The organism is Flavobacterium sp. SM15, assembly GCF_022012335.1.
In the GTDB taxonomy this organism is placed as follows: Bacteria; Bacteroidota; Bacteroidia; order Flavobacteriales; family Flavobacteriaceae; genus Flavobacterium.
In genome coordinates this window covers 129,473-154,320 of the sequence record NZ_JAKLTO010000001.1, presented here as the reverse complement: position 1 = coordinate 154,320, position 24,848 = coordinate 129,473, and the positions used below count along the sequence as shown (strand labels likewise).

Below are 24,848 nucleotides of genomic sequence, written 5' to 3'. Positions count from 1 at the left end.
ACAAAATTTGTATTGAATTTTAAAATCAATACTATGAATAATGTAAAAGAAAAAGTTGAAAACTCTAGAGGAGTTGTAACAACGAACAATGTTGAAGATGTAATGTTGACAAGAAAAGAAGTTGCTAAGTTTCTAAGTATTTCATTGGTTACGCTGAATAATCATAAAAATAATGGGATTTTAAAGCCATCTCACAAAGTCGGTAGAAGAGTTCTGTATAGCAAACAAGACTTATTAAAACAAATTGAATTGTCTAAAGCAGTTTTAAGTTTTTCATAATGAAACCGTTTGCTGTTTTGATACCAAAAGGGGCAAATATTGAAGAGTTAGTAAGTGCTTTTGCTCCAAAATTGGATGTAGATTATTTAAAGCACCTTGTTCATTATGTTGTTTCTGTCGGTGGAAAAAAAAATAGAGATAAGACATCTTTAGAATATGTTCCAATCTGTTCACAGAAGTTACTAGTTCGAAACGACAAGCATAAAGAGCATATTGCTTTTTTAGGTACTTGTTGGGGTGGGGAACAAAATATATTGCACAGAAAGAGCTATGAAGAAGGGAGTTGTTATAGTTATTGTTTTAGTCCGAAATATAGAAATGAATTTCTTGAGATTTCATATATCAATGATAGTAAGTTGATAAAGAAAATAAAAGATAGGGAGACGGTCTTTCCATTAGAAGTGGCTAGCCGAAATGGTAAATATAATTATTTGCAAAAATTTTTTAATTCTGAAAATTTGACTATTGATTTAGATGCCGCCGTTGCACTTTGCAATAAAAGATACACTGAACATCAGGATAGACTCAAATATACTTCTGAAATGACAGCAGTAGTTGAGCTTTACAATGGTGTTTATAAGGTTTATCATGTGGAAAAAACAGACGGTAGGATTCATAGTAACATCAGTTGTTTGCCAAAAGTTTATAGACAGTTTGTTAGGTTTAAGGGTAAACAGTTAATTGAGGTGGATTTATCAAATTCAGTAATATATTTTTTAGCTATACTCTTTAATAGATTGATTAAAGAAGATACTATGAAGGAAGCAAGCCTACTATATATGTTTTACAAATCTTTGGAATCCCTTGATATTGCTGAGAGTGAACTCCTTTTTGAATTAGCAGTTAATGGACAATTTTACGAGTGCTTTATTGAATCCTTTGAGGCTAGTTTTGACTTTGAACAAATGGCTGATATGTATAGGAGGATTAAAGATGATGAATATGTAGGCAGCAATGAACAAAATCGTGAAATTGTAAAGAAACAAGTTTTGTCTATGTTTTTTGCTGATAATATGCAGTACGTGGAAGTACAAAAAATTGTAGGACAATTTTTTCCAAATGTCTTATGTGTAATATGTGAGTTTAAGGAAACGTGGGGGTATAAAAAATTTTCTCATATTCTATTTCAGTTTGAATCAGAAGTGATGCTAGGTTTTGTTGGCAAAGTTTTTAATAGGAAATTTTGGAGGGAGGCACCACTTTTCAGCTTACATGATTGTTTAATTACAACAAAAGATTATGGTGCCAAGCTAAAGGATGTTATGGTAGAAGAGTTTACGAATCTCTTCACAGTTGCTCCAAGAATGGAGGTAAAAAAATGGTAGGATATTTTTTAGTTACTGATTAAGTAAATAGTGTGAATTATTTTAATGATTTTTAAATGGTGTAAATTCACTTTAAGGTTAACTATCCAAATATAGTAGATAGTAGCAAAAGAACTAGTTGAGGTGTTAAACGGTAATTATGGTCTATTTATTGACGTAAAAACTTGTTTAAATAAATAGAGTTTTTATATTTGTTAATCATTACGAATCCCTTCGGTGGGATAGCAACCTGCCTAAACAGGCGAAGGTGCTAAAACAATGAGCCATACTTGGAAAAATATGTTATTTCCCTTTTTTAAGTTGTTCTTGTTTCTGTAATGTTATAATCTAACATTGCTGTTACTATGGTTTTAATGGTTGATACTGAATTTAAAAAAAGCTTTTTTGAGGATATTACTTTTAAAGTTTTACTAGACTTGGATGGTCGATTCTATACAATTGACTTATCTAGAATGCCTATTACCTACGTTGGAGATTACAATGACGAATTTCTTAATGGTACTGTTGTTGGTATTCAAACATACCTGAAATTTATAAATAAAGATAAAATAGAGTTTATGTACGGCGGTATTGAGTTTGCTTTATTGAGAGATAAGCAGCACTACGCAGTTGTAACTTTTAAGTACATGTTCGAGCATGACAGATTTCCTGTTGAGATTTCCGTCTACGAACACAATAAAAAAGGGAACGATACTTTGTTAGCTTTTGCAGACAAACAATGTCTCTCACAAATTCAATATGAATCCAAATTTAAAACCAAGAGGTGAACCTTTAAAAAGGTCAGAAATATCTAGTTAGATTTATTACTTTTGTTTGAATTCAAAATCAAGGAGTATAGAAAACTAGAGTGTCAAAATATATTTATCGGAAGCGTTAAGCTGTTATTTGTTCAAGAAAATCGCCAAATTTTAAAAAGCAACAAAATAATAAGTCTGATGCTCCGCCCTTACGGGGCGTGAGTTAGTACTTGTTTGTTGCTTGGTATTTGGCGATACCGCTTGGACTGCAAGGTTGGAAACCTCACGTCCTTTTTTTATGCAATAAAGTCAAGTAAAACAATTAAAACATCAATTATGAAAAGTACACTAATCTTATTAATCTCAGTAATTACATTATTTTCATGTTCAAGTGATAGTGATAATAGTCCCGCCGGAGAAGGGAACATCGTTAATAAATGGCACTTAACCTCAATAGTTGAAAACGGAACTCCTCTTTCCGGTTATACATGCAATACAAATTTTGACGTAACACAGTTTTTTGATGATGGAAGTAGTATAACAAAGTATGGTGATACAAATTCAAGTGGTGCCTGTGTGCAATATACTGAGATTGGAAAATACACCCTCACAAATAACATCGTCGAAGATGTCCAGAGAAATAGTAGTAATGTAATTATATACAAAGCCAGATATAAAGTGTTGGAGTTAACACAAACAAGCTTAAAATTGAGTCTGTTGTATTTGTATGAAACAAGTTCCACCGGTACTAATCCTCACACGACTAATTATTCAGAAGGGCAAGAAGTAAGAATTTATGAAAAAACAAACTAAACACAAGAAATATGGAACCGAATAAGCCATCAAAAATCATTAAAATAATGATTAATATATTAGAGCTTACAATAGTTCTAATACTGTGCAGGTTGTTTATCATAATATCTGACCATACTGCTTTTGATGACAATTACACTACTCCATTCTGTATATTGTTCTTTATAATTCTCTTTGGGGAATGGATAAGAAGATATCAACAGAAAGAAAAAAGACCAAATTATGAGAAATTTATTTATTTACTTATAATCTTCATACTATTTCTAGCAGGAATATATTTTATGAAAGTATTTAGTCTGGATTAACTGGAAAGGATAAGTACATTTTTTATTAGGAATCTTTGTGTCATTCTCAAATTTACTACCATTTGTTATAAATGAAGAAATGAGTTTTAACGTAGGTTTCTTCATTCTTAAAAATGTCTGCTTAAATATATTTGATCCTAATCTTAGTAAAAAAATCTAAGTCTAAAAATAAAATTTGATAGTGTTAGTGCTTTATTTCCCTTCCAAGCCATACACCATATTTCTTCCATTCTTCGTAATGAACACACCATTCAGATATCCAGGGAATCATTCTTGCTAAAGGTATTGTTCCTAACATTGGTTTGTCAATTTTTGGATGGTAGAGACAAAGGCTTAAATCTCCATACAAATGTATATTACTGTTATATTGGATATTTTTATCTCTAATGTAAATCAGGTCAAATCTTCTTATTGTGTCGATAAAAAAAGGAGAATAATAGAGTTCAATCGGATAAGTTTTACCACCAATTTTTAATGTTCCTTTTCCGGTTAGAACTCTATTTTTTATTTCAATATTTAACCAATTACAATTTTTCTCAACGTTGTATTTTTCAATTTCCAATAAAATGCGATAGTTTTTTTTATAATTTTCTATTCTTTTATTCTCCAAAATTGTGATGAGGCTCATTCTTTGTTCCTTTAGTTTCGTTAATTTGTCCTTGTGGATTAGTAAAAGCATTGTTTCCTAAGATTAATCCATTAGCTTTTGCAAAAACATCTGTAGAGCTGTTTGAGAAGGTTTTTATCTGCTCAGTTAATGATTTTTTATAAATCCCCTCTCCGAACAATTCAATGTAATCTTTGCCACTTATTTCAAAATCATCTTTTAATTTTTGCCAATTATTGTAAAAATCATCAATAAAGGTGTAAAAGCTTTGGTAATGTTTATTAGTCCATGAGTCGGTAAAATCTTCATTTTCGTCAACAGGATTAAGTACTTTGAATCTTAAGTTGGAATTTACCGCATTCAAATAACTGCTTTTAATTTTCGTAGTAATATTGTCAATAGAATCAAATATTGATTCTTCGCCATTATAAAACCTCGCCATTAATGTTGTCAATACTATACTTGAAACTCGATATTCTCTATTTTGGTAATATAGATCCCTGTATCTTTTAATAAGCTGTACAGATCTTTGTAAAGGTGTCTTAATGTATAATTCATCGGGTAATGGTTCAGATTCAATTTTTGCTTCTAATAGCTGCCCGGAATAAGATCTTAGCATGGATGTCTGAATGCTTTCAGCAATTTTTAAAAACCATTCTGCAAATCCTTTTGGGTTTCCAGACGACCAAGATTGCAATCGTTTCTCAGGAATTGCAATTTTTTCTTTATCATAAATATCTTGCATACATGCAGGCAATATATCCATATGAAAATCACTTTTATAATTAAGTCTAATACATCTATCCTTTTTTTCATAGATACTTTTATAGTAATCATTGCTTTCAATTACTTTAACTAAAGCATCGTAAATTTGAGTTGGATTATATTTAGAAAATAAATCGTAAATATGCATTACAGTATCCAAATCAAAATCTTCATCATTTATTGGTTTAACTGTCGTGCCAATTCTTTTTGATCCTTGAGCATATATCTCTATATCTAAATCTTGAAAGAAACTCTCATCTTTTTTAAGTAAATCATAAACCGCATTATATGCGCTTTCCATTTTTTCTAACCTTGTTTTATCTAATTGAAGTTCTTGAGCAATTCTTGCTAAAAGCTCTTCTCTTTGTAATCTATAATTATGGAATATATCAATCATATTAATTTTTGTTTATTGTTAATTTAGTGTGTTCGCCTATTCTTGCAATTTGTTTACCATTGTTAAGCAATCTTAATTGTTCTATATCGTCAAAATTGACAATAGCATATCCTTTGTTTAAATCTAAGCTTTGTGTGCTTAATTGTTTCAAATGTTCCTTTTGCTGCTCTGAAGGTAATAACTCCAATATGTCATATATTAAAACTTCATAACAACTGAAATGTTCACTCCATTTTAAATTTTTCGAAACTCTTTTTAGATGCTTATACTTAATATTGTTAAAGATGTTTTTATCTAAAATTCCTGGTTTTAAAAGTTCTTCGTAAAATTCTCGTTCAGCGCTTATCTCTCTTTCTTTTCCTTCTTCGAACCACTTAATAACATCTATGACATGTTTGCCTTTTACTTTAAATCTTAAATCTTCTGAGCTTTCTTCATCTACATCAAGTCCATTTTTCTTACTGTCCGGTGTATATTCCCATTTTTCGAATAGCTTATCGTCCCCATATCTTTTGTAAACACCTCCAACTGGTTGTAATTGATTATCTATCCTTCTATTTAAAACCAGTAAATAAGAATTTGTATTAGGAATTTTTATTCGAAAAAGATAACTAATAGAAAATCTGATTTCTTTATTTCGATATGTCAGAATAGTGTTTTTACATACAGAGAAAGGTTATTCTTGTTTTCCCATAAGACTGTAACGCCTTTTGTAAAAAGTGTTTTTAAAATTGTAATTAATAATTCACCCATTTTATTTTTTTTAGTTTATAAATAGGGGCATTTCACCCCTTTATGTTTTTTAATTGTCTTTAATTAATGCAGCGATGCCAATGAGTAAGAACATTGTGAATACTCCAGTGGCAATTAAATTTGCATTCTGACCGGTTGCATGAATGCAATTGCCATTGTGACAAATGCTTACATCTCCGTTTGATTGTAATTTTTTTGACATGTTGTTTTTTTTGATTATTACTTCTCCATTTAGAGCTGTGGAGTTCCGCTCTTGCTTTTAAAAAAAGGCTTCCATTCTGATTGAATTATCTATATTGTTTTTAATATTCAAATCAGGAACTGTTCTTAAATACTCTACATAATTTACCGTTTCATAGGACACCTTTGCGCCAATTGACCAGCGAGGGTATTCCCAAACAACAGTTTTAACTATATAGTTGTTCTTTATTAATTGTATAACTTCAGCTTTGGTTTTCTTTATCCCTTTTTTAAACGAGCTGTCATCGATTACTTCGTTTAACATCACATCTGTAATTCTACCGTGTGTATCTTTCCATACACCGGATATATAATAATGGCTTGATTTACTCATAATTTGTTTTTTATATATTAATATTACTTAAAAGGCTCTCCGCAAATTGCTGACCAATCTTCCCATATGGTTGCAATACATCTTTCTAATTCTACATTTAGTTTTTTGCATACTTTCTGAACTTCAACACGTGCAGTATATGCAGTGTTGGTTGGATGATACAAGGTAGTGTTAGGGAAATAAATTATTTTGCAGGTTTTTCCAGAGATTTGATCTTTATAGCCTAATGCAAACATTTCTTTTTTGAATTCCACATGTTTTGATGGAATATCATAGGTAACAATTGATGCCATATTCTTTATGATTTATTAAATTTATTTCTCAATCTGATAACGTCGGTGAGGATACTGATGACGGAGACTTGTTGATTTACAAAAGAAATATTGTAGTGTAGGGTTTGAACATTGGCATTCAATGTTTACCTTTGTACAATAGAATAGGTGTAACAGTCGGAGTAATCCGGTGAAGTAAAGTCTCAAGCTTTCATTATCCAATTCTTTATAGCTTCAGAAAACTGGTACTTTTCTGGAGCTTTTTTATTTTTACATTATACTACATTAATAATTTTTTTTAAAATTTTCTATTTCTTCTATTATTTCGTCTATTGTTTCCTTAAGTTCATTTCCAGCTTTTAAATATTCATTGGGATAATCATCTTTCATATAATTCATTAATGCATAATAAACAGGCTTTAGAATTTGTTTGTAGTCAAATTCATTGTTGGAAAATAACTCATATGCAATATTTAATTGACCTTTAGATATTAATAGTATTAAGTAGACAGTTAATTCATCTATAATATTTTCTTTAGATTTATCTGCCCCATCTTTCTCAAGAACATTGATTAATTTTGAGTTGATTTGTTTTATAATATTTATTGATTTCTCAATTTGATCATCCCAAAGAAGAAATCTTGCATATCCAATAACCATCGCTGGTTTAATTTGGATTTTTGGATAATGCTTTTCAAATAGATTTAGGATGAATTCTCTTTTTTCATTCTTTTTTTCAAAGAAAACAGATTCTGCTAAACACATTATGGATGAAATTTTTCCCCATTTTATTGATTTTAGAAAAAATTGTTCTCCCTTTTTCCAATTATCTTTTTCAATGTATAAGTGGGCTAATAAATGTGCCGACTCAGCATCATGCTTTTCTATACCTTTTAATAATGCTTTTTCTGCTTCTTCTTTATTGTCCTGTTTTAAATAGAGTTTTGCGAGTGCATTATATGCTCCCGGAGTTTCTTTTTTTATGGCATTTTCAAATATTTCTTTAGCTTTTTCTATTTCTGGATTATCTTTCGTTAAATATAATTTTCCGAGATTTAATAGGGCATCCTTTTCGCCGTCTTTGATGGCTTCTTCCAGGGTTGAAATGGCTTCTTCAATTTTGTCTTGTCTCATAAAAATAGCAGCAAGGGTGCTTTTTAAGTCTTTTTTCCCACTTACAATTGCTGATTGAATTAATTTTTGACTTTGGGTTAATTGGTTATTTAAAAAATAAATTTCAGCTAACTCTATTAAAGACTCATCAATGTTATGTTCAATAGCTAAATTGTAATATTTTTCAGCTTCAGAGAAATTCCCTAATTCATTTGAATAGATCCCCCCTAATTTGTGATAAGAAATCCAAATGTCATATTTCAATGCTTCGTTGTAATAGTAAATGGCTTTGCTACTCAAATGTTCCATTTTATATAAATCCCCAATTAAAGATGCTAAATCCCCATCGGGAGATATTTTGTAAAGCTCTTCGAGGGAATCAATTGCGGTTTTAACTTCGCCTTTGTTTAAATATATCCAACTGGTTAGTGCTAATCTTTTTTCAGTAGATTTGATTTCTGTTAAAGCTTCAATAGCCTTTTCCCAATCTTTTTGTTTAACTAATTTTCGGATAGAATCACCTAGTGAATCATCAGAAATTATTAAGTCTTTCATTAATTGCTTAGGTAAGACTGATTTAGTTGTCTGATATAGATTATATTTCAGTTCATGTGGAACATTTTCACACGAGAGAAAAACATTTCCCATATCTAAAGCCGCAATAACATCGTATTTTCCTGCTTTGAGATTCATTATGTGGGAGTCGATTCTTTTAGATAATTCAGATTGGTCACACCAAGTGTCAAAAAAGCGAACTAACCAAATAACGTTCTCTTTTTCTCTTTTCTTCCCAAATCGCATTAGATACCAAATGTTTAAAAAGCGATCTTTTAGACGATATAAGTTGTTTTTAGTTCTCGTTGAGACACTTTCAACAATTTGATTTTTTTCTAAAGTGTTTAAAATAGAAGAAATGTGTTTACTATCTATATTTGTTTTTTGAGATATTTCTTTCGTAGAAATTGCATCCCAGTTTCTTGCTATTGAATCTACAATTTTTTGTTGCTGAGCTGAAAGTTGGTCTAATTCTGCCTTATATAAATAAGTTATATCATCTAATAATTTATATAAGTCAATAATTGCCCTCCCGTCTTCGTTATCTAAAAATATTTGAAACAAATACGAAATTATTCTAGGATTTCCACCCGTCAATCTTCTCAATGATTCAAGTCTCTTTGGGTAATTATTTATTATTTCTTCAATTTGTAAAGTTTGATTTCTTTGCTCGGCTAATTTGCCTAACAATTTTACGCTGTCGGCTCTATTTAAGCCGTCTAATTGAATTATTTTAAAAAACTCATAAAATGGATCTGTATAATTTATTATGCCTTCAAAGTAAGTTGTAGACGAACATATGAGCCTTATAGTTTTAGAGGTTGTTAATACTTCCCTTAATCTTTTTTGCCCATTCTTGCCGATTTTTTTAAAAAAAACATCAATGTTTTCGATAAAGATTATAACTTTTTTATTTAGATCACTTAATTTTTTCTCAATTAATTCATAAGCTTCTTCCTCTCTGTATGAATGATTTATATCTATACTTGTAATCTCTTTTTGTAAAAATTCAAATCCTTCATGTTCTTCTAGATGTTCTGCAATGCTTTCCCATAAATTTATAAGATCCATTAAGTTATATTGCTCTTCTGAAAACATAATTGGGATGATCCTTGGGCTTAACTTTGGCTCATCTTCAATAGCATATTTGAGACGGTAAAGCAATGTTGTCTTACCGGCTCCTCTTTGACCTATTACAAGATAATTTTGCTCAGGTTTATCGGTTTTTGACAACATAATTTCGGAAAAAATATTGTTGAAAACTTTTGTTCGTATTACAAAACCGTCAATAAGTGCCTCTTTAGCTTTATTGCCTGTGTTATTTCGTAGAAATATATTTACTTCTTTAGCATTCATGATTATACCACCATTGTTTTAAAATTGGAGAATTGAATTTGTATTCTAAATTACCGGTTTCACTTTGATTAATTACATAGCCGTCATACCTTAAGGCTTCGAGTACTTTCTTTGTTTCACTTTCTGTTAATATTCCATGCGACATATTTTGCGCATCCCCTTTTGATATTTTTTCATTTTGAGCTAGTTGATTTAAAAATATTTTGACAAATCTTAATTCTTTTTCATTGAATACTCTTTTTAGCCTTCTAACGTAGTGCTCAAAATGATGATCATTTCTTTGATCCATTATTTTAAAGAATGATTCATCTATTATCTTATTTGTAATGATATCTTCTGGCTCAATTTGATTGATTATTTCCTGAATTAATAATTGAAAATAGAAAGGGATATTCCATTCTACAAGAGACACCATATAATCAAGTTGTTCTTGTGAAATGGTGTATTTATAGGTTTTTAAAATTTCTAATATTAAGTCTTTTGCTTCATCAGCGGATAAAGGATTTACAGAAATGGCAGTTAAGTCATTGATTAAAGATGTTGATTCTAGATTTGCTGCCGTTAAATTAAGACTGTTTGATCCGGTATAGATAAACTGAATTCTTCCATGTAGCTTTGGATTATTCCTTAATTCCCTGTTTGATTGAAGGAATTTCTTTGCCTCAACTATGTCTCCATTACAGTCTTCAACTATATTTAACATTACTTCCGGAAATTCATCAATCATTAATATTAATTTGTCTTCTCCTAAATCAATTCCTAAGAGGAGATTAGTTAGCTCTTCTTCATAATCAATAGCTTCGGGTTCTGTAAAATCAAATCCTAATCCGGCTAGTTTTATTCCCTTAAGTCTTCCTAGAAAACCATTTTTATTTGATTTAAACTGTTCAGCTATTTTTTTTGTAGAGCTTATCACATCACTTTTTAAAATCTCTCGAAATATCTTTCTGTAATAATCGTTTTTACTTCGAGAGCTCTCTACTTCAATATAAAGATTGATATATCCTTTTGAGGGATTGTCTTTTAGGTAGTATAGTATAGATGATTTCCCAACTCTTCGTGGGGCGGCAATTTGAATGTTTGCTTTTGCATCTAAATTACGCATGATTGTTCCGATCTCTTTTTTACGATAGTAAAAATCTTCTTTTGAAGCTATTTGCCCTACAACATTTCTCATTTAACAATTATTTTATTGTCAAAAATAGTAACAATTTTTTTATTGTCAAATAAAATGACAATTTTTTTATTGTTAAAAAGTCAAAAATCGATAAAATGCAGATTTGTTCGATAAAACGACAAGATTTGTATAAAATTTCGAACAGCCAAAGAAAGGGTAATAGAAATAGAGGGTTTGTAAATGTTTCTCTTTTGTTTTTTAAAAGAGTAAATACATATTTGAAAAGAAACTATCCGGTTTCAGGATATATGCCCAATTATTACGGGTTGTATTTAAAAAGGAAATGGTATTTTTTAGAGGGGGTGGGTTCTATTTTCAATACTTTTCTAAGCAGGTTTTAAGGATTCTAGGTTAGTTGCATGTAGGTTTTGGGTTTCCTTTTGCAGGACTTTTAGCCTACATACGAAATCCTCCTTTTTGGATGTAAAGTTTTACTGTTGAGTTGTTAAATGCTTTAGTATTTGTAGGTGATTGGGGATTATTCAAGATGTTTCTTTTTCTAAACAAATAATTGAATTAGATACCTGTCCTATGTGGTTAGGAGTTTTATTTGCACCTAAATCAGCACCCTTGAAAACAAAAAAATCCGTAAAGACTTATTTATAAGCTAATTACGGATTTTTAAAGTGGTACCTCCAGTATCTTAAGATTATATAAGTTTAAACACTTTTATGTACTAATTTTGCATGATTTTGAATTTGATCAGTACTTTCAAAAATCAAATAATACAAATAAACCTATATGAACAATTGACCATTTTTTGTCGTTTAGTGATAATTGTTTCTTTTCTTCTATTTCTAAATTAAGTTAGTACCTCGCAGTGTATATGAAACTTTAAATTAATTTTTCAAGGAAGCTATTTTTTAGTAATTAAATAGGTTTCAGTTATTACTTTGTCAGATTTGTTGTCATAAGTTTCAACAATCAAATTTCCTTCTGCATCAAAATGTCCAACAGCTGTTTTGTTTTTTGAAATGTAGACATAACTGTCTGTAGACGTTTTTCTTAATAAGGCAGATTTTTTATTTCCGGAACTAAGAACATAACCCGAGCCATCCTGATTTAGCAAATACTTATTGCCATTTATCAAATAATAAGAAGATTGTTTAACATTAGTTGAAGTCGCTGTTCCGTTTGGTGTTGTAATTTTAGTTGTTATGGTTGATTGGGTTGGTGATTCCTTCATTTCTGTATTTAAAGTATTAGGCTTCACATCTTTTAATTCAATATTTTGAACTTCTCGGACATTTTCATTTTTTGTGAATTTTTTGTCTCCGTCAGAATTTTTTACAGTGGTAACTGTTGTTTTAGTCGTTTCTTTAATGTTTACATTCTGAGCCTGAAAATTTAATGAAAATAAAAAGGCTATTGCTGTTATAAATGTAGTTTTCATGTTTCTGTTATTTAAAAAATTAATACTCTATAAATGTAGTTATATTAAGTTTTAGAATTATAATCATATTTTTCATAATTCACACATTTACAGGTGGTTAAATGTTTATTTTGTAATTTTGACAATTAAAGCCGTGATGTTTTTAAAATATAAACTGATATTGTTTTTTTTGATACTTTTTAGTTGTCAATTCATACTTGCTCAAGATAATCCGAAAGCTAAAGACACCTCTAAAATGTATCTCAATATTGAGAAGTATTCAAAAAAAGGAAAATTCACCAAATTTTTACATAAATTAATTTTTGAACCAGTTGCCAAGCAAGAACTTAAGAACATCGCATTACACAAAATAAAAAAACAGCATTATACTCAAAGTGAGGGTAAAATAATCCGGAGGATAACTATAACAACTCTTGATCCCTTTGGTTATTCAGAAGTTGACAGTACCGAGCAACCTAAACAATATATCGCCAGAGCAGGAAATTCACTACATCTAAAAACCCGGGACTGGACAATAAAAAATATACTTTTACTAAAAGAGAATACTCTTTTGGATTCTCTTCTTGCAAAAGAATCGGAGCGGTTGATTCGAAGTCAACGCTATGTAAGAGGTGTTAAAATTACTACAGAATTGAGTTCAGAAAGTTCTGATTCTGTGGATGTCTATGTACGTGTTCTGGATTCATGGAGTCTGATTCCCGTGTTTTCAATTTCATCTTCAAAATCTACTTTTGATCTAACGGAAAGGAACTTTTTTGGAACAGGACACGAGTTTTTAAATGCCTATACCAACAGTCTTAATAGTAGTCGAAACGGCTACAATACCAGTTATACGATTCCCAGTATTTTAAACACCTTTATCAAGGCTACCTTACTGTATAAGGTGGATTTGGAGGATTATTATTTAAAATCCGTCAATGTAGAGCGGCCTTTTTTTTCGCCCTATACCCGTTGGGGAGCCGGCGCATATCTTGATAAACAATATGTAAAAATAACATCTTTTGACAGAAATCAGGTTGCACATATCCAGAACTTCAAATTTGTTTCTCAGGATTACTGGGCCGGACATGCCTTTCAGATTTTTAAGGGAAATACGGAATACGAAAGGATCACCAATTTAATTACAAGTGCCCGTTACTATACTAAAAACTATCTTGAGAAATCAGAAGTGTTAGCCGATAGTTTAGGCATATTCACCAACGAAAATTTATATTTGGTTGCCATTGGTATCTCTTCCCGTAAATTTACTCAAGATAAGTTTATCTTCAATTACAATACCATAGAAGATGTTGCATCGGGAATTTTATACAACATAACCAGTGGCTACCAAAGAAAAAATGGTGTTTATAAATTTTATTCGGGAGCCCGATTCGCGATGGGCAAGTATTATAAATTTGGTTATTTAAGTGGCAGTATAGAATACGGAACCTTTTTTAAAGATTCAAAAGCAGTACAGAATGCGCTTAATTTCAACGCGGTCTATTTTACCAATTTATATCAAATGGGAAATTGGAAATTCAGACAATTTATTAAACCTCAGCTTATTGCTGGAGCAAACCGTTTGGAGTCTAATTCAGACAAACTGACTTTGAATGAAAATCCTGGAATAGAAGGATTTAAAAACCAAACACTTTTCGGAACCAAACGTTTTTTGCTTACATTCCAGACGCAGGGCTACTCTCCTTGGAAAGTTTTGGGTTTTAGATTAAACCCCTACCTCAGTTTTACCATGGGAGCATTAGGACAGAAAAATAGTGGTTTTAAGAGCAGTAAAATCTACTCCCAACTTGGAGCGGGAATTATCATAAGTAATGATTACCTGGTTTTTAATGCTTTTCAGTTTTCATTTTCATATTATCCAAATCTTCCAATGGATGCAGGTTCCGAATTTAAAACAAATGCTATAAAAACCTATGATTTTGGTTTGCAGAGTTTTGAAATTTCAAAGCCGCTACTGGTTCCGTATCAGTAAAAAGCAATTAAATAAGTAATACTATGTCATGTATTTATTGTTTTAACTCGCCCGCCAATTATTGAAAGTGTTGATCAAAAACAGGGCAACAGTCCCCATTATACTGCTTTTGGCTTGTAAATTAGAAGCTTTCTTTTTAAATAAATAGTCAAAGACTAAACCGATAATGCTTGCTGCAATTTCTTTTTTTGTTTCTGAAGAAGAAATAACATCATATAAAGTATTTTTTAATAATTCCCAAGGCTTTAAGTTTTCATAAACATTATGAAATTGGTTTTTAAGCAAACGCAATTCTTCCGCCTGTTTAACTTGCAGAAAAGCAATTTTACTTGCCAGTACTTCACTTTCATCTAGGGTTTTCATTTTTGGCTATTCTTTAACAATTGATTGATAATGAAATTACTGACCGGTTTTTTTATCCAATTTTTCCGAAAAACATAAATTAGTATCAATGCCAAAAGATAGAAAGTAGCCACAATAAAAAAACCGTAGTATGTACGATTTAATTGTTCTCCTATCCATAGAGCTATTCCTGTATTTATAAGGAAAGAAAATAAAGCAACGGCAATAATAACTACCAATTTAATTGCTAATGCAGATACTATATCAGCCGATTTATAGATTATATTATAGTGATACAATTCTACGGTGGTTTTGATATAAGTTTCTGTGTTTTCAATTAATTTTTCTACTGCTGTTGTTTTATTTTCCATTACTTGTAAAATAGTTGAAAAAAGACATCTTAAAATCAGTTGTTTATGCTCTATCGGTTAAATTTCGCTTTTAGAAATTTTATCTTTTGCCTCTGATAATAAGCCATTATATTTATCGGCTCCCTCTTTATAAATTTTTTCAAATTTATCTTTTAAGCCATTGGCATATCCTTTTCCTTTATTAAGGATTCTTTTTCGTGTTTTTGATCCTTTTGCAGGAGCAAACAAAACTCCTAACAAAACCCCGGCAGCCAAGCCACCTAATACTCCTAACATAACTTTACCTGATTCCATAATCTGTTCTTTTAAATTTATATTACTTTTTTTCCTTGTATGATTCTTAATAATATTGCTACAATAGCAATAACCAACAGGATGTGAATAAGATTTCCGGCGTTGTAACCGAAAAAGCCTATTGCCCAAATTATCAATAGTATCACAGCTAATGTATAAAGTAAACTACCCATAATATTTGTTTTAATTTAGTTGTTTTTTCGAAGGGTATAATCGTTGAACGGATTATACGATTTTGTGTTAGATTACGAATTTTTAAGAATAGGAATCCTTTTCGCTTTATCTATATTTTGATGTGCTTTGCGCTATAAAAACGCATTAGCTTTGCAGTAATCATATTGTATAAAAGAATCGTTAAATTCAAAACTTAACGATTCCTACTTTTAAGCAGTTAAAGTTTTGAAATTATAGTATCGAACTCTACTTTCGTTTTACCTAATTTTGCTTGAACTCTTGTTAGCATTTCCTCTTTTTTACCTTCTTCAAAATGCAAGTCGGCATCTGTTAAAGTTGGAAATTGCCCTTTTAACTTGTTTTTCTGATCCGCCCAGTTGCCTGCAACCGGAGTTGGAATTGCTTTGTTTTCTTCCATAATGTTTTATTTAATACAACATAATTGTTGTTATGTAAAGGTCATCAATTGTATATCCTTTATGTTATATCATTCCGTTTAATACTTGCAATATTCCTAGTTTTATGTTGCCCGCTCTTTTTAAAGAGATACTCTTTACTTAAGTTTTAAATCAAGCCGATGGACGGGTGTTTGAAAAATAGCTTTGGACATAAGAAAGTTGCTGATCATGGTCCATTTTGTCGGTTTCTTTCATTTCAATTTTAATCTTGCTGAAACGATTGTCTTCTCTTAAAATATTGAACAATTCTGCTTTAGCATTTGTTGGGCCGAACAATATAACTTCGTTATAGTTCAGGATAATATTACCTAATTCTTTATAATATTCGTTTTGCATATGCTGTTCTTTGTTGTGCATATGACTTTCACCTTTACGTGAAACAATTTCTTCTTCCTCTTTGGTAAATTTTGATCGTATTGTTGCTATTTCAGAAGGTTTTGAAAGAAATTGTATTACATGGGCGCTTGCACTATCCATACAAACTCCTATTTTTTTTACTGCTTCCATCTTTTTAATTTTATTGTTTCAAACTTGTTTGTTATTATATCTGCTAACCGACAGCCAATTGTCATGGCAGCTTTTGTTTAGCGGTGTTGTTATTTCCGGTTTTATGGTTGTTGATTTTAAGGTTTATCTCTTTTAGTAATTCAAACTGTTTTTCCTGGGTTTCGAATAATGTTTTAATCTGTTCTTCCAGCAGCACATCCAGTTTTTTATTTAAGCTCCGGATTTGCATTTCGGCTTTTAGGTTAATAAGATAATCGTTTTCACTTCTTTTTCTGTCTTTCTCTTCTTGACGATTTTGGCTCATCATGATAACCGGAGCCTGTAAAGCGGCAATGCAGGAAAGTAGTAAATTCAGTAAAATGAAAGGGTAAGGATCGAATTTGAGGTACCCAATAGCCAGAACATTAAAAATTATCCAAAGTACCAATACTATGAAAAACGAGATGATGAATTTCCAACTCCCTCCAAAACGCGCTACTTTATCAGATACTTTTTGTCCTGAAGTCAATATTTCTAATGGTGGGTGCAAAAGGTTATGGATAATAAGCTCCTCGGCATCAAGAGTGTCTTTTACAATTTTATGTAATTTATCGAGGTGTTTTTGCTCGTCCGATAATTGACTGTCTATGGATTCCTTTTTCATTGTAATTTAAAAAAAAGAAGAAACTGCCTTAACAGAATCGAAGCACAAGTCGTACAAGTTATCGTTAAAGTATATTGTTTTGTTTTTTGACAACATCACTGCTACTTCAAAGGTTTTGTTTATTGCGGTTGAATTATGTTTCAGACAATCTCTTCTAAAATTTTATGAACGTTAAGCTAATTTTCTATAGTAAAGTTCCGCAATTATCCTTAGCACGTGTTGTATAATTATTTTTATAATTTACATTATTCACAGTTTATTTATTAGTCATTAATTTGTATTTCTGTTGGTTTTAAGGTTCGTTTGCAAAAACTTCTTTTTCCAGCTGCTCATCCAGATTGTAAATATCATTTCGGAAATTTAACCGGCCTTTATTATCTACCCAAGCCGTGAAATAAGTTATATAAACCGGTATGGAGGGATTAATTGAAATTTCGATATTCTGGTTAGTTGCTAGAGTTTTTTCCACTTTTGAAGGATTCCATTTTTTATCGTTTCGCAGTAAATAAAGCGCTAGCTTTTTTGGGGTTTCAACCCGGATACAGCCATGACTAAAATCCCTTTCGGTTTGATTGAAGAGCCTTTTTTCGGGTGTGTCATGTAAATAAATATTAAAACTATTGGGGAATAAAAATTTTATTTTTCCCAAAGAATTGTTTTTCCCGGGTTTTTGGCGGATTTCGAAAGGAATAGTTTCCTTATAGGAGTTCCAATTTATTTTTGAAGGATTGACCACTTGATTTCCCGCTAAAACTTCCATATTGTTTTTTGATAAATAGGAGGCGTTTTGTTTTAATTTTGGTAGAATTTCTTCCCGAACAATACTGTTTGGAATATTCCAATATGGGTTTAAAACGATTTGTGAAAGAGCTCCTTTAAAAATACTGGTTTGTTTGGCTTCTTTTCCAACTACCACGTTGGTTGTCCAGATCAATTTTTTGTTTTCAAAAACATGTAGTTTAAACTCGGGGATGTTTACCAATAGGTAATTGTTTTCAAATTCGACAGGAATCCATCTTAATCGCTCCAAATTGAGTATAATTTGCTTGATGCGAAAATCTATAGGCTTTTTCAGTTCGTTTAAAGTTTCAGCGTCTATTTTACCGGTTTCAGGTAAACCCAATCGCTGTTGAAAACGAGTTATTGCCAAAACTAAACTGTCTGTATAAAAATTAGTTTTATCGTTTATACTTAAGTCGCCAGTTAAGACTAAAAGCTGTTTAACCTTTACTAAACAAGAATCTTTATCGTTACGTAATAACAGTTTTTTAGTAGTTTCGATTTTCGGGAAACCTCCTTTTTCCTGTATACTTCTATATTCTTTCAATTTTTGTTTTAAATTTAAATAGTATTGGTTAAAAGGCTCATAAGTTGAATGATTCTTGTCTGTTAAAACCAGTGAATCTAACAAAACCTGATAGTTCTTCTTATTTCTGGGAATAAACCAGTCCAACTGATTCAAATTTTCTGCAACACCGGAATATACTTTTTTGGAGTATTTAAAGAATGTGGTGGTAAGCAATACTTCTAATTGCTCCTTGCTTTTTTCGCGACGATTGGTGCTGGTTTTGTCTGTTTTAATAAGGGTAATAAGGGTATCCAGTTCAGGGTTGCTAAAACTATCATCCTTAAAAGTAATGCTGTAGCTTTCCAATTGACTGTAAAAATTAGGTACCGCTTGTGTCATTCCTTTTTTGGTAAACCATGCATATTGAAAATTTCGGTTTCGATAAAATCTATAAACTTCATTTTTAATGGGTTCTGTCTCTGGATTGACTTTAAAATAAGCAGTTAAGGTTGCTTCTTCAAGTTGTAAATCCGAATAATTTTTATCGGTATAGATACTTGATTTAGTCGTAAGATCTTTTTTATCGTTGCAGCTAAAAGTAATTAGTACAACTAATAAAAATAGTTGTGTGATTGTTTTCATTTTACAAGTATTAGAAAATAAACGAAGACAAAACAGATCAGAAGAATAAAAACATCTTAGTAACAATAAAAACGTTTATTAAATAAACTGTGATTTTGTATAATATAAGATGTTTTTTTTGATAAAATTGCACTGCTTTTAGAGTTTAGTATTTCGTACTTGCCAGGTTATCCATTTACATAATCAACAAGTAAGAATTCAGTAAAAGCAGTGCAAATATTTTTCATTTCGAAAAGAGAGTAAACACTGTTGATTTTATTTAACCGGTTGCTCTTCAAAATCTTTTTTCTCTTTTCTTTGTTTTTCAACTCTCTGTTTTTCAAGCTCGACTTGTTTTACATCCAGTTGTTTATTTTGTTTTTCAGCATGTTCTCTTAGTATTTCTTGGTGTTTATCCAACTCTTCACTTTTTTGTTGCTGAATCTCTCTTTGTTTATTTTGTTGATTCCCACGTTCTTGCTGAGCTTCTTTTTGTTTGTTTAGCTCTTCACTTCGTTGTTGTTGAACATCTCTCTGTTTATTTTGTTGATTCCCATGTTCTTGCTGGGCTTCTTTTTGTTTGTTTAGCTCTTCACTTCGTTGTTGTTGAACATCTCTCTGTTTATTTTGTTGATTCCCACGTTCTTGCTGAGCTTCTTTCTGTTTGTTTAGCTCTTCACTTCGTTGTTGCTGAGTTCCTTGAGGTGTTTCACGTCGGTTACCAGACTCTTTATTTTGGCCGTTTTGTTTTTTTGGGACATTCTGTGGTTTAACCCGTGGTTCGCTACTCTGATTTTTTATATCCCGCTGTTTAATTACTTCCTTATTACGGTTTTGGTTAACTTTTGGATTTTCTTTTAAAACTTGTGCTTCTTTGTTTCTTTCGGATATAGGTTTTATATCTTCTTTATTTACCACTCTGGGAGGAACAGGTTTTCGACCTTGCGTATCATTTTTCTCAATACGGGGTTTGTATAACTGTAGTTCATTTTTATTCAAACGTTGTCCCGGCTGATCTCTGTCTTTTAAAGATAGCTGTCGAATCGGGGCATTGGTTCTTTTTTGAACATCGGCTCTATCCGGCCCTGCATTATATTTTGATCGGGTGGTATTATTGGTTTGGATATTGTTGATCACTGTCGAATTGTTAATTATCGTAACATTGTTCGATGAGTTTACGTAATAGTTATTGATGTTAGGGCTTCCAAAATAACGGTCTCTAACAAAAGTCCATTGATTATAGGGCAGATTATAGCTACTGCCAAAAGCAATGTTAATACTTATGCCTGGACCTATTGGGGCCCATCCGTAATACCCTTCAGATTGTCTCCAGGTAACCCATGCCGGTCCCCACTCCGTATCGGGAGCCCAAAGCCAGCCATAATACGGATCATGAAACCAGCGTCCATAATGAAATGGCGCCCAGCCCCAAGAATAATTAGATACCCAGGTCCAGCCATAATCGGTAAAAACCCAATACCCGTTAGTACTGTAAGGTGAAAATCCCTGCTGGACGTTTGGAGCCCAAACATAGCCGTAATTTGGGTCATTTACCCAATACCCGTGAGGACTCAAATCATCGTAAAACAACTGAAAACTCACAGATATTTGAGAGGTTGCTTTTTGCGGTGCCAAACATATTGTTACTGTAAGTAAAACGAATAGCATCGCGATTTTTTTTATTGTTTTCATAAGTTTATCTTTAATTTATTTTTTTAGTAGTAATCTTTTTAAGATGAAGTTGACTTTATCCAGTATTTTAACCACATGAAATTTCCTGTGTTTATTTTTATTGCCTTTTACGGTTATAAAAAAAGCGGGGCTATTGAAACCAACAGCCCCTGTCAAATAACAAACTAATCAAAATCGAACTTTCATCTGTTAATATGTCGCTTTAAAACTTATTTATATGTTTTCACGAACTATTGAAGTATCTTAATCATAGGTAAAGTTGGTTATATTTTTGTAAATAAGTGTTATACAACTTTTTAAATAAGTTGCATAATTCCTACTATTACTGTTGTCTATGGATTTTCGGAACCATTACCGATTTAGCTTTAAAGAAAGCCAGCAGTCTTCTTGTCTGGCTAAAGTTGTTTTTTAGTGTTGAAATGCCACAACATGTTTTTTACTTTTTCAATAAACCCTTTTTCTTTTATTATGCCATTGGGTACACCAATCAAAAAGCCATAAGGTTTCAATGTTTCCACATTATCACAGATGATTTTGAATATTGCAGTAACTGGAATAGCAAGAATGATGCCCGCTATGCCCCATAGCAATCCGCCAAGAACTAAGGCTATAACAGTAAACAACGAATTGATTTTGACCTGTGGTCCCAACAGAAGTGGTTCAAGTATAAAACCTTGTATAAATTGAACGGTACCGTAAATAATCACAATTCCAATTAATATTGGGAAGGACACTCCATGTAAGGCGCTTACTAAAACAGTGATTGTGATACCAAAAATATTCCCTATGTAGGGGACGATTTCCAACAAGCCACAAAGAATGGCGAAAAAGACCGCATTTTTTACTCCAATACTACTGAAACCAACACCATACATTATCCACAAATAAAAAATCATTTTGGAAAGGCCTATTAAATACTGTTGTGCAATGTTTGAAGCACTGTAAATAACTTTTTCCATCTCGCTTCGTTGTGAAATACCGGCAAGTTTTAAAATAAAATTTTTTATGTGTATACGATAATACAGTAGAAAAATAAAATAGACCATTACAAGGATAAAATTGCTGAAAATGTAGGTTAAAGACCCCACTACAATCTGTACAATGCTGGAATAGGATGGCTGCTCATCTTTCAGTATTTTAAACTGTTCTTCGACAGTAATGTTCAGATGATTGAAGATATAATCCTGAATGTTAATGCCGGTTTCAATTGCTTTTTGTTTTACCAAAGCTATATCGTTAATTAATTCTGAAATTTTCCAGGATAAAAGCAGGATTATACCTAAAACAATAATTGTAAGGGTTAAAAAACATAGCAGAACTGACATGCTTTTAGAAAGCTTTTTTGTTTCCATCCAATTGCAAAAAGGCAAAAAAAGTGTGGCTAAAATACCTGCAAAAAGTAAAGGCATCAGAAACACTTTTGAATAATATATCCCTGTGAAAACAAGGATAAGCAACAAAATTTTTTTTATAATGGATGTATTGGTTATCGTCATGACAGATGTTTTTATTTCACAATCAATTCATGCGTATCCTAAGAATTATGTTGCCAAATATCCCGGCGCTCCTAAGTTTTCAATAGGACTTCGTTGTCTTACAGTTTGTCGTTTAAAACAGGATGGAGAAATTCCGGTTAATTTTTTAAACTGGTTTGACAAATGGGCAACACTGCTGTAATGCAGCTTTTGGGCGATTTCACTTATGTTGAGTTCACCGTAAATTATTAATTCTTTTATGCGCTCTATTTTATGAGAAATTATAAACTGTTCGATGGTAAGACCTTGTGTTACCGAAAAAATATTAGCCATATAAGTGTAATTATGGTTCAGTTTTTCACTTAAATAATTCGAAAAATTTATTTTGATTTTTTCATTGGAATAATGAACCATATCGATGATGCAATTCTTTATTTTCTCAACCAGAATGTACTTTTTATCCTCCATGAGTTCAAGGCCGTAAGCTGATAAGCTTTTGTTAAGCTTTTGCTTGTCTTCCAAAAGCAGATTTCCCTTTATTTCAACTTCTCCTAACTTAATGACAACAGAACGTAGATTAAGTTTCCTTAATTCTTCTTTTACAGCTATTTTACAGCTGTTACTTACCATATATTTGATATAAAGTTTCAAAATCTCAATTTTTACTGATTTAGTTAAAGTTAAGATTTGAAATAACCAAGCTGTTATGGAATTCTTGAAAAAAGTTATATAATTCAGATATTCTCTAAAGCGATGCGTTTTTTAGATTTTAGCTGTTTGAAAAAGGAAGGAGTGAGCCCGGTGACTTTTTTGAATTGTTGTGAGAGATGTGAAACACTGCTGTAATTAAGAATGTAGGATATTTGTGTGAGGTTGAGTTCTTCGTAGAGCAACAATTCTTTCACCCGTTCAATTTTATGGGCAATGATATAATGTTCAATGGTAATACCCTTTACTTCAGAGAAAATCTTAGCCAGATGTGTATAATCCTGACCTAATTTTTCACTGATGTAGTCGGAATATTTTATTTTAGGAAGTTCATCGGAGTAATGAACCATTTCAATAATCACTTTTTTTATTTTCTCAATTAATACGGCTTTTTTGTCATCCATGAGCTCAAGACCCGACTTCAACAGCGTTTTTTTTAGCTTTGTTATTTGGGAGGTATTTAAGTCATTACAGGTTTCCACAAACCCCAATTCTAGGGTTTTATAGTCTATTCCCATTTTTTCTAATTCGGATTTTACTACCATTTTGCAACGAATGCTAACCATGTATTTTATGTAGAGCTTCATTTGTTTGTGATTGTAGTTTCAATTTTGGAAACATAAGACAATCTTTCTAGTCTTCATAACCACTTTTTATTATTGTTGAAATCATTTTAAATTGCACATTGGCATTAAAACAATGCTTAGCATGAGCCGGAATAATTATTCCTTCTCCCAGTTTTAAAAAATGTGTTTTCTCGTTAATGGTAATTTCGGCAGATCCATCAATAATTTGAATATAGTTGTCATACGGTGATGTTTTTTCAGCCAATTCTTCTCCTGCATCAAAGGAAGAGGCCGTGATGTTTCCAGTAGCTTTTTTTATAATCGTTTTGCTTAAAACAGCATTGGGTATGTATTGAATAATTTCAACAATTATATGAGATTTTTCTTTTTCAAGGTCTGTAGTATCCATGACAATTTGTTTTGTTGTTTCATGCAGTAGGGAATTTTAATGTATATGGGTTTTTTATTACAAAAACAAGTTTTATTTGTAAAAATATGATAATTAGTTTCTTAAAAAATAGTTGTATTTTTTTGTTTTATCTATAATCAGTGTCATGTTTAGTTCTTTTGTTTGTTGAAGAATCGAAGCCAAATATTATAAAAGAGTACTGTTTTTGAATAAATCACCTTCGAGGTTTGTTACTTCGAGATTTCCGGTATGGGCAACTTGCTCGTGCCAAGACAATTAAACTTTTCATAAAAAAAACATTGAGAAAAGATATCCGATTGAAAGAGATGTAAAATCTTGAAATTAAGTAACAGCATTTATTTCAAACGGAAAACTAGACGATATCTCATATGTAAATATAAATCAATACCAATAAAAGTTGATTGCGATAACTTACTTTAATACAAAACAACGTTATATGAGCCCTATACTATATTAGAGCTATATTACGTGTTTGAGCATTACATAAGTAATAATTAGCTGTAGTGTCTTAAAACAAATGTTATTGCACATCTCCCATCGGCTAAACAACTTTGTACAATGTTTTCAACATACATTCCTTTTTCAAAAAACTTGTCGAGTTCAGGATACGTAGTTATAACGGTATGTTTTTTTTTAACATCTTCAGGGATAGTTGTAAAAACAGTTATGATTTCTTGTTGCTTCATTTTAAAATGGTTTACGAATTTATCGATTAAAAATTTAATATTTGTTATATCGGAAGCTTGAGTGCCAGTCTTATTTTTCGGGTGAAAATAAATAAGGTCTTTAGTCTTCTGTGTAGTGTACTTCAAAGATACGACTAATTAATGTTTAAATGTAATAATTTGAATTATAGTATGTTGCGTTTTTGGAAAATACTGTTGTT

Annotated in this window: 28 protein-coding genes and 1 riboswitch; of the genes, 5 read left to right on the top strand and 23 right to left on the bottom strand. The window is 31.2% G+C overall.

Translation table 11 applies throughout. The features are described from left to right. The first annotated feature begins 33 nt into the window (after positions 1–33). From LZZ90_RS00705 to LZZ90_RS00690, 4 genes are all read left to right on the top strand, one after another. Positions 34–279, top strand: coding sequence for a helix-turn-helix domain-containing protein (locus LZZ90_RS00705; RefSeq protein WP_237788764.1), 246 nt, complete (start codon positions 34–36; stop codon positions 277–279). Then, the gene (locus LZZ90_RS00700; RefSeq protein ID WP_237788763.1) at positions 279–1,604 is read left to right on the top strand and encodes a hypothetical protein; all 1,326 of its coding nucleotides are present in this window, start codon (positions 279–281) and stop codon (positions 1,602–1,604) included. The genes LZZ90_RS00705 and LZZ90_RS00700 overlap by 1 nt, the downstream gene beginning before the upstream one ends. 193 nt (positions 1,605–1,797) lie before the next feature. Further along, positions 1,798–1,893, top strand: a riboswitch (SAM-I-IV-variant riboswitch). 163 nt (positions 1,894–2,056) lie between these two features. Then, positions 2,057–2,371: a hypothetical protein gene (locus LZZ90_RS00695; protein WP_237788762.1), complete on the top strand. Its 315-nt coding sequence runs from the start codon at positions 2,057–2,059 to the stop codon at positions 2,369–2,371. Positions 2,372–2,677: 306 nt separating this feature from the next. Beyond that, positions 2,678–3,154: a lipocalin family protein gene (locus LZZ90_RS00690; protein ID WP_237788761.1), complete on the top strand. Its 477-nt coding sequence runs from the start codon at positions 2,678–2,680 to the stop codon at positions 3,152–3,154. A 489-nt stretch (positions 3,155–3,643) separates the two neighbouring features. On the opposite strand, the gene LZZ90_RS00685 is transcribed toward LZZ90_RS00690, so the two are convergent. The 9 genes from LZZ90_RS00685 to LZZ90_RS00645 form a co-directional block, all read right to left on the bottom strand. After that, positions 3,644–4,087 carry a hypothetical protein gene (locus tag LZZ90_RS00685; RefSeq protein WP_237788760.1) on the bottom strand — a complete coding sequence of 148 codons (444 nt, stop codon included), beginning with the start codon at positions 4,085–4,087 and terminating at the stop codon, positions 3,644–3,646. Next, a complete protein-coding gene (locus LZZ90_RS00680) occupies positions 4,059–5,228 on the bottom strand; it encodes a nucleotidyltransferase (RefSeq protein ID WP_237788759.1) in 1,170 nt (389 codons plus the stop codon). Before LZZ90_RS00680 ends, LZZ90_RS00685 begins: the two co-directional genes overlap by 29 nt. 1 nt (position 5,229) lies before the next feature. Beyond that, positions 5,230–5,856, bottom strand: a complete 627-nt coding sequence (locus LZZ90_RS00675; RefSeq protein WP_370640601.1) for a hypothetical protein — start codon at positions 5,854–5,856, stop codon at positions 5,230–5,232. Between the two features lie 174 nt (positions 5,857–6,030). Further along, on the bottom strand, positions 6,031–6,183 hold the full coding sequence (locus tag LZZ90_RS00670; RefSeq protein ID WP_237788758.1) for a hypothetical protein: 153 nt from the start codon (positions 6,181–6,183) through the stop codon (positions 6,031–6,033). 57 nt (positions 6,184–6,240) lie between these two features. Then, positions 6,241–6,555: a DUF3892 domain-containing protein gene (locus LZZ90_RS00665; protein ID WP_237788757.1), complete on the bottom strand. Its 315-nt coding sequence runs from the start codon at positions 6,553–6,555 to the stop codon at positions 6,241–6,243. Between the two features lie 23 nt (positions 6,556–6,578). Then, positions 6,579–6,848 carry a hypothetical protein gene (locus tag LZZ90_RS00660; RefSeq protein ID WP_237788756.1) on the bottom strand — a complete coding sequence of 90 codons (270 nt, stop codon included), beginning with the start codon at positions 6,846–6,848 and terminating at the stop codon, positions 6,579–6,581. A 264-nt stretch (positions 6,849–7,112) separates the two neighbouring features. Further along, complete coding sequence (locus LZZ90_RS00655; protein ID WP_237788755.1) at positions 7,113–9,851, bottom strand: hypothetical protein; 2,739 nt, start codon at positions 9,849–9,851, stop codon at positions 7,113–7,115. Beyond that, positions 9,841–11,028: a hypothetical protein gene (locus LZZ90_RS00650; RefSeq protein ID WP_237788754.1), complete on the bottom strand. Its 1,188-nt coding sequence runs from the start codon at positions 11,026–11,028 to the stop codon at positions 9,841–9,843. Before LZZ90_RS00650 ends, LZZ90_RS00655 begins: the two co-directional genes overlap by 11 nt. Before the next feature lie 856 nt (positions 11,029–11,884). Next, entirely contained in the window at positions 11,885–12,421 is a 537-nt protein-coding gene (locus LZZ90_RS00645; RefSeq protein ID WP_237788753.1) for a hypothetical protein, read from the bottom strand. Between the two features lie 235 nt (positions 12,422–12,656). Between LZZ90_RS00645 and LZZ90_RS00640 the strand changes: the two genes are divergently transcribed. Then, entirely contained in the window at positions 12,657–14,393 is a 1,737-nt protein-coding gene (locus LZZ90_RS00640) for a hypothetical protein (protein ID WP_237788752.1), read from the top strand. Between the two features lie 42 nt (positions 14,394–14,435). Here LZZ90_RS00640 and LZZ90_RS00635 read toward each other — a convergent pair whose 3' ends face one another. From LZZ90_RS00635 to LZZ90_RS00570, 14 genes are all read right to left on the bottom strand, one after another. Continuing rightward, on the bottom strand, positions 14,436–14,756 hold the full coding sequence (locus tag LZZ90_RS00635; RefSeq protein WP_237788751.1) for a hypothetical protein: 321 nt from the start codon (positions 14,754–14,756) through the stop codon (positions 14,436–14,438). Further along, positions 14,753–15,106, bottom strand: coding sequence for a hypothetical protein (locus LZZ90_RS00630; protein WP_237788750.1), 354 nt, complete (start codon positions 15,104–15,106; stop codon positions 14,753–14,755). The genes LZZ90_RS00635 and LZZ90_RS00630 overlap by 4 nt, the downstream gene beginning before the upstream one ends. 57 nt (positions 15,107–15,163) lie before the next feature. Continuing rightward, a complete protein-coding gene (locus tag LZZ90_RS00625; RefSeq protein WP_237788749.1) occupies positions 15,164–15,400 on the bottom strand; it encodes a YtxH domain-containing protein in 237 nt (78 codons plus the stop codon). 17 nt (positions 15,401–15,417) lie between these two features. Beyond that, positions 15,418–15,573: a lmo0937 family membrane protein gene (locus LZZ90_RS00620; RefSeq protein WP_237788748.1), complete on the bottom strand. Its 156-nt coding sequence runs from the start codon at positions 15,571–15,573 to the stop codon at positions 15,418–15,420. A 218-nt stretch (positions 15,574–15,791) separates the two neighbouring features. Continuing rightward, a complete protein-coding gene (locus LZZ90_RS00615; protein ID WP_237788747.1) occupies positions 15,792–15,992 on the bottom strand; it encodes a general stress protein CsbD in 201 nt (66 codons plus the stop codon). A gap of 151 nt (positions 15,993–16,143) precedes the next feature. Further along, positions 16,144–16,539 (bottom strand): hypothetical protein, encoded by a 396-nt coding sequence (locus LZZ90_RS00610; RefSeq protein WP_237788746.1) that lies wholly within the window; start codon positions 16,537–16,539, stop codon positions 16,144–16,146. Positions 16,540–16,600: 61 nt separating this feature from the next. Continuing rightward, a complete protein-coding gene (locus LZZ90_RS00605; RefSeq protein WP_237788745.1) occupies positions 16,601–17,182 on the bottom strand; it encodes a DUF1003 domain-containing protein in 582 nt (193 codons plus the stop codon). A 292-nt stretch (positions 17,183–17,474) separates the two neighbouring features. Then, positions 17,475–19,112 (bottom strand): murein L,D-transpeptidase, encoded by a 1,638-nt coding sequence (locus LZZ90_RS00600; RefSeq protein WP_237788744.1) that lies wholly within the window; start codon positions 19,110–19,112, stop codon positions 17,475–17,477. Between the two features lie 255 nt (positions 19,113–19,367). After that, complete coding sequence (locus tag LZZ90_RS00595; protein ID WP_237788743.1) at positions 19,368–20,783, bottom strand: DUF6600 domain-containing protein; 1,416 nt, start codon at positions 20,781–20,783, stop codon at positions 19,368–19,370. Between the two features lie 395 nt (positions 20,784–21,178). Continuing rightward, entirely contained in the window at positions 21,179–22,279 is a 1,101-nt protein-coding gene (locus tag LZZ90_RS00590; protein WP_255702301.1) for an AI-2E family transporter, read from the bottom strand. Positions 22,280–22,324: 45 nt separating this feature from the next. Further along, positions 22,325–22,888, bottom strand: a complete 564-nt coding sequence (locus tag LZZ90_RS00585) for an AraC family transcriptional regulator (RefSeq protein ID WP_237788741.1) — start codon at positions 22,886–22,888, stop codon at positions 22,325–22,327. Between the two features lie 104 nt (positions 22,889–22,992). Continuing rightward, positions 22,993–23,553: an AraC family transcriptional regulator gene (locus LZZ90_RS00580; protein ID WP_237788740.1), complete on the bottom strand. Its 561-nt coding sequence runs from the start codon at positions 23,551–23,553 to the stop codon at positions 22,993–22,995. A gap of 46 nt (positions 23,554–23,599) precedes the next feature. Then, positions 23,600–23,941, bottom strand: coding sequence for a cupin domain-containing protein (locus tag LZZ90_RS00575; RefSeq protein ID WP_237788739.1), 342 nt, complete (start codon positions 23,939–23,941; stop codon positions 23,600–23,602). 515 nt (positions 23,942–24,456) lie between these two features. Beyond that, entirely contained in the window at positions 24,457–24,648 is a 192-nt protein-coding gene (locus LZZ90_RS00570; protein WP_237788738.1) for a hypothetical protein, read from the bottom strand. Between the last annotated feature and the right edge of the window lie 200 nt (positions 24,649–24,848).

Coding starts and splice junctions, on each gene's coding strand:
- LZZ90_RS00705 (WP_237788764.1), top strand. CDS start 34: ATGAATAATGTAAAAGAAAAAGTTGAAAACTCTAGAGGAGTTGTAACA.
- LZZ90_RS00700 (WP_237788763.1), top strand. CDS start 279: ATGAAACCGTTTGCTGTTTTGATACCAAAAGGGGCAAATATTGAAGAG.
- LZZ90_RS00695 (WP_237788762.1), top strand. CDS start 2,057: ATGCCTATTACCTACGTTGGAGATTACAATGACGAATTTCTTAATGGT.
- LZZ90_RS00690 (WP_237788761.1), top strand. CDS start 2,678: ATGAAAAGTACACTAATCTTATTAATCTCAGTAATTACATTATTTTCA.
- LZZ90_RS00685 (WP_237788760.1), bottom strand. CDS start 4,087: ATGAGCCTCATCACAATTTTGGAGAATAAAAGAATAGAAAATTATAAA.
- LZZ90_RS00680 (WP_237788759.1), bottom strand. CDS start 5,228: ATGATTGATATATTCCATAATTATAGATTACAAAGAGAAGAGCTTTTA.
- LZZ90_RS00670 (WP_237788758.1), bottom strand. CDS start 6,183: ATGTCAAAAAAATTACAATCAAACGGAGATGTAAGCATTTGTCACAAT.
- LZZ90_RS00665 (WP_237788757.1), bottom strand. CDS start 6,555: ATGAGTAAATCAAGCCATTATTATATATCCGGTGTATGGAAAGATACA.
- LZZ90_RS00660 (WP_237788756.1), bottom strand. CDS start 6,848: ATGGCATCAATTGTTACCTATGATATTCCATCAAAACATGTGGAATTC.
- LZZ90_RS00655 (WP_237788755.1), bottom strand. CDS start 9,851: ATGAATGCTAAAGAAGTAAATATATTTCTACGAAATAACACAGGCAAT.
- LZZ90_RS00650 (WP_237788754.1), bottom strand. CDS start 11,028: ATGAGAAATGTTGTAGGGCAAATAGCTTCAAAAGAAGATTTTTACTAT.
- LZZ90_RS00645 (WP_237788753.1), bottom strand. CDS start 12,421: ATGAAAACTACATTTATAACAGCAATAGCCTTTTTATTTTCATTAAAT.
- LZZ90_RS00640 (WP_237788752.1), top strand. CDS start 12,657: ATGTATCTCAATATTGAGAAGTATTCAAAAAAAGGAAAATTCACCAAA.
- LZZ90_RS00635 (WP_237788751.1), bottom strand. CDS start 14,756: ATGAAAACCCTAGATGAAAGTGAAGTACTGGCAAGTAAAATTGCTTTT.
- LZZ90_RS00630 (WP_237788750.1), bottom strand. CDS start 15,106: ATGGAAAATAAAACAACAGCAGTAGAAAAATTAATTGAAAACACAGAA.
- LZZ90_RS00625 (WP_237788749.1), bottom strand. CDS start 15,400: ATGGAATCAGGTAAAGTTATGTTAGGAGTATTAGGTGGCTTGGCTGCC.
- LZZ90_RS00620 (WP_237788748.1), bottom strand. CDS start 15,573: ATGGGTAGTTTACTTTATACATTAGCTGTGATACTATTGATAATTTGG.
- LZZ90_RS00615 (WP_237788747.1), bottom strand. CDS start 15,992: ATGGAAGAAAACAAAGCAATTCCAACTCCGGTTGCAGGCAACTGGGCG.
- LZZ90_RS00610 (WP_237788746.1), bottom strand. CDS start 16,539: ATGGAAGCAGTAAAAAAAATAGGAGTTTGTATGGATAGTGCAAGCGCC.
- LZZ90_RS00605 (WP_237788745.1), bottom strand. CDS start 17,182: ATGAAAAAGGAATCCATAGACAGTCAATTATCGGACGAGCAAAAACAC.
- LZZ90_RS00600 (WP_237788744.1), bottom strand. CDS start 19,112: ATGAAAACAATCACACAACTATTTTTATTAGTTGTACTAATTACTTTT.
- LZZ90_RS00595 (WP_237788743.1), bottom strand. CDS start 20,783: ATGAAAACAATAAAAAAAATCGCGATGCTATTCGTTTTACTTACAGTA.
- LZZ90_RS00590 (WP_255702301.1), bottom strand. CDS start 22,279: ATGACGATAACCAATACATCCATTATAAAAAAAATTTTGTTGCTTATC.
- LZZ90_RS00585 (WP_237788741.1), bottom strand. CDS start 22,888: ATGGTAAGTAACAGCTGTAAAATAGCTGTAAAAGAAGAATTAAGGAAA.
- LZZ90_RS00580 (WP_237788740.1), bottom strand. CDS start 23,553: ATGAAGCTCTACATAAAATACATGGTTAGCATTCGTTGCAAAATGGTA.
- LZZ90_RS00575 (WP_237788739.1), bottom strand. CDS start 23,941: ATGGATACTACAGACCTTGAAAAAGAAAAATCTCATATAATTGTTGAA.
- LZZ90_RS00570 (WP_237788738.1), bottom strand. CDS start 24,648: ATGAAGCAACAAGAAATCATAACTGTTTTTACAACTATCCCTGAAGAT.